This window comes from Massilia phosphatilytica (assembly GCF_977014125.1).
This window is the reverse complement of record NZ_CDRNIL010000045.1, coordinates 1-3706: the sequence shown is the minus strand read 5'-3', so window position 1 is coordinate 3706 and position 3706 is coordinate 1. Positions and strand designations below refer to the sequence as shown.

Annotated in this window: 4 protein-coding genes and 1 pseudogene; 4 read left to right on the top strand and 1 reads right to left on the bottom strand. The window is 72.8% G+C overall.

The features are described from left to right. Positions 1-61: 61 nt before the first annotated feature. From ACWNCF_RS01825 to ACWNCF_RS01810, 4 genes and pseudogenes are all read left to right on the top strand, one after another. Positions 62-397, top strand: a pseudogene (locus tag ACWNCF_RS01825) (MarC family protein); the annotation flags it as partial. Between the two features lie 19 nt (positions 398-416). Beyond that, positions 417-896, top strand: a complete 480-nt coding sequence (locus ACWNCF_RS01820; RefSeq protein ID WP_449405808.1) for an FKBP-type peptidyl-prolyl cis-trans isomerase — start codon at positions 417-419, stop codon at positions 894-896. 12 nt (positions 897-908) lie between these two features. Then, on the top strand, positions 909-1745 hold the full coding sequence (locus ACWNCF_RS01815) for a helix-turn-helix domain-containing protein (RefSeq protein WP_449405807.1): 837 nt from the start codon (positions 909-911) through the stop codon (positions 1743-1745). A 70-nt stretch (positions 1746-1815) separates the two neighbouring features. Continuing rightward, a complete protein-coding gene (locus ACWNCF_RS01810; protein WP_449405806.1) occupies positions 1816-3282 on the top strand; it encodes a glycosyltransferase in 1467 nt (488 codons plus the stop codon). Positions 3283-3370: 88 nt separating this feature from the next. Here the strand turns inward: ACWNCF_RS01810 and ACWNCF_RS01805 are convergent. After that, positions 3371-3706: helix-turn-helix domain-containing protein (locus ACWNCF_RS01805; protein ID WP_449405805.1), on the bottom strand; the 336-nt coding region annotated here is incomplete at its 5' end.

Below are 3706 nucleotides of genomic sequence, written 5' to 3'. Positions count from 1 at the left end.
TGGCGCCGCCGTTACGTATTGCTAAGGTTAAAACGGAGGAGTTAGTTGGATGATCCAGCACCTGATCTTCCCGCATCCGGACGGCGTGCTGGGCCGCAGCGAGGGCGGCGAGCCGTTCATCGTGCCGCTGGCGATTCCCGCGCTGGCCGGGCCGTCCGCGCTGGCGACCGTACTGCTGTTCACCTCGGGCTCGATCGAGGAAGTGATGGTGCACGTGGCCGCGCTGGCGGCCGTCGCCTTGATCTGGCTGGCCGTCTTCCTCGGCGCCGAACGCCTGCAGAACGTGCTGGGCACGCAGGTCATGACGGCGTTCGAGCGCCTGATGGGCCTGATCCTGACGGCGATGTCGATCGAGATGCTGCTGGGCGGCGTGCGCGCCTTCGTCAAGACCCTCTGACTTCAACAAGGAATCCAACATGAACACGATGTTCCGCGTCTGCTCCCTCGGCCTCGCGCTGACCCTCACGCTCACCCTGGCGGCCTGCAAGCGTTCCAACGAAACGTCCGCGTCCGGGCCCGCGTCCGCGCCGGCCGAGGTCAAGGTCGACACGGCGCCGGTCGCCTTCCAGAAGATCGATACGACGGCCGGCACGGGCGCCGTCGCCACGGCCGGCAAGATCGTCACCGTCAACTACACGGGCTGGCTGTACCTGCCGGACGCGCCGCAGCACCACGGCGAACAGTTCGACAGCTCGATCGGCCGCAAACCGTTCACGTTCCGCCTCGGCAGCGGCGGCGTCATCCCCGGCTGGGACCAGGGCGTCGACGGCATGAAGGTGGGCGGCAAGCGCACGCTCGTCATTCCCGCGTCGCTGGGTTACGGCGCGGACGGCGCCGGCCCGATCCCGCCGAACGCCAACCTGATCTTCGACGTCGAGCTGCTCGACGTGCAGTAACGCGCACCGGTCATGCGCGCCTGGATGCACACGCCGCGGGGCGAGCTGGCCGAGGCCGTGCACGGCATCGGTTTCGTGTCGACCGTCGACGATCCGTGGCCGCCGGCGCAGCCCCAGCTGAACCGGTTCCCGGCGATGGTGTACTGCAGCCTGAACTTTTTCACGCAGGGCGCCGTCGCGCTGCCCGGCGCCGACGGCGCACTGCGCGCCTTGCCCGACTGGGTCGTTTCCGGACCGCGCACGCGGCCCGTCGCGTCGCTCACGCTGGCCCCGTTGCGGACGCTGGGTGTGGTGCTGTATCCGGACGCGTTCGCGCTGTTGACCGGCCTTCCACCGGCGGCGCTGCAGGACCGCAACGACCCGGCCGCGGACCTGCTCGACGCCGGCTGGGCCGACTGGCCGCGCGCGCTGCGCGAATGCGCCGACGAAGCCGCGCAGCTGGCATGGATCGAAGCGCGGCTGGGCGAACGCTGGCGGGCCGTGCGCGATCGCTGGGACGCGGACCTGGGCGCCAGCCTGCGCCGCATCGCCGCGCCGGACGGCGCCGCGTCCGTCCCCGCGCTGGGCGCCGAACTGGGCGTCGGCGCACGCCAGGCCCAGCGCCAGTACCGGTCCCGCGTCGGCCTGAGCCCCGCGCAGGCGCGCCGCCTGCAGCGCATGAACGCGGCCGTGGTCGCGCTGCGCGACCCGGACGCACCCGCCCGGACGCTGGCCGACCTCGCCGCGGAACTGGGCTATGCCGACCAGGCCCACATGGCGCGCGAGTTGCGCCAGCTCGCCGGCCTGCCGCCGTCGCGGCTGGAAGAGCACATCGACACCGACCGCGAGTACTGGCCCTATCGGCTCTGATGTCGGGTTTATTCAGAGCCGGAGAGAACGCAGCCGGCCACAATCGTGCCTTCCACGACGAGGCACGACCATGCACATCACCTTTCTCACCTACGGCACCGACGGCGACACCCGGCCGTTGCTGGCCCTGGCGCGCGACGTCATCGCGCGCGGGCACGAGGCGCACGTACTGGCCGACGTGGCCGGGGCGCCGCACGCGCAGGCGCTCGGGATTCCCTTCTCGGTGCTTCCCGGCGACATGCGCGCCGCGTTCCTGCCCGGCGGCGCGTTCAGCGCACTGATGAAGGATGGCGCCGACATGACGCGCCTCATGCGCGCTTGCGCCGCCCTCGCGCGCGACCACACGCGGCCGTGGATGGAAGCGGCGTGCGCGGTCGCCCAGGGCAGCGACGCGCTCGTATATTCGGGCCTGGCCGGCTTCGTGGGCCTGGCGGTGGCGGAGGGTCTCGGTATCCCGTGCATCGGCGCCGCGATGTGGCCGATGATGCCCACGCGCGCGTTCGCGCCGCCGTTCCTGCCCATGTACCGCATGCCCGGCTGGGCCAATTTGCTGGCCCATCGCGCGTTCGAACGCCTCGCGTGGTCCATGTTCGGCCCCGAGCTGAACCGCGCGCGCAAGCAGGTGTTCGGCGCCGCGCCGCGGCGGCGTCCGTGGCGCGACGTGCCGATGCTGTACGGCTGCTCCCCGACGTTGCTGGCGCGTCCGGCCGACTGGCCGGCGGGCGTCGAGATCACGGGCGTCTGGGCGTTGCCCGCAGGGCAGGACTGGACCGCCGGCAGACATTGCGCGACTTTCTCGGGGCCGGGCCCGCGCGTCTACATCGGCTTCGGCAGCATGGCCGGCATCGACCAGGCGACGCTGATCGATGCCGTCGGCGCCGTCGCCGCAGGACGGCGCGTGCTGTTCCACCCGGGCTGGAGCGGCATCGATCCGGCGCGCCTGCCGCCCGGCGTGTTCGTGCTGGGCGACACGCCGCACGACGGGCGTCTTCCTGCGCACGGCGCTCGTCGTCCACCACGGCGGCGCCGGCACCAGCCACGCGGTCGCGCGCGCGGGCGTGCCGTCCGTTGTCGGTGCCGTTCGCCGGCGACCAGTTCTTCTGGGGCGCGGCGCATGGCCGAACGGGGGATCGCCGCGCAACCTGTCCGGCGGCCAGGCTCAATGGCCCGCGGCTCGCGCAGGCGGTGGCCGCCGCGTCGGCATCCGACATGCGCGCCGCGGCGCGGCGCACGGCACAGGCGATGCGGGACGAAGACGGCGTACGCACGGCCGTCGACCGGCTGCTGGGCGGCGCCGCGCGAGGGCGGCGCAAGCGCGCATGAGGCGCGTCATGTCGGCGCCATCCTTCATCAGTGCGCTGAACGCGCCGCCGGGAACGCGGCGCGCATGTCGCCGGGAAGCACCGAGAAGGGAATCCCGAGCGCCTGCGCGTGCGGCGCCCCGGCCACGTCGGCCAGTACGTGCGCCTCGTGCCCGCGCGCGATGACGTCGCGCGCCAGGGCCAGCAACGGCCGGGTGTCGCCGTCGGTGCCGTAGGTGGGAGGGTGATGTGCATGGTCGTGCCTCGTCGTGGAAGGCACGATTGTGGCCGGCTGCGTTCTCTCCGGCTTGAATAAACCCGACATCAGAGCCGATAGGGCCAGTACTCGCGGTCGGTGTCGATGTGCTCTTCCAGCCGCGACGGCGGCAGGCCGGCGAGCTGGCGCAACTCGCGCGCCATGTGGGCCTGGTCGGCATAGCCCAGTTCCGCGGCGAGGTCGGCCAGCGTCCGGGCGGGTGCGTCCGGGTCGCGCAGCGCGACCACGGCCGCGTTCATGCGCTGCAGGCGGCGCGCCTGCGCGGGGCTCAGGCCGACGCGGGACCGGTACTGGCGCTGGGCCTGGCGTGCGCCGACGCCCAGTTCGGCGCCCAGCGCGGGGACGGACGCGGCGCCGTCCGGCGCGGCGATGCGGCGCAGGCC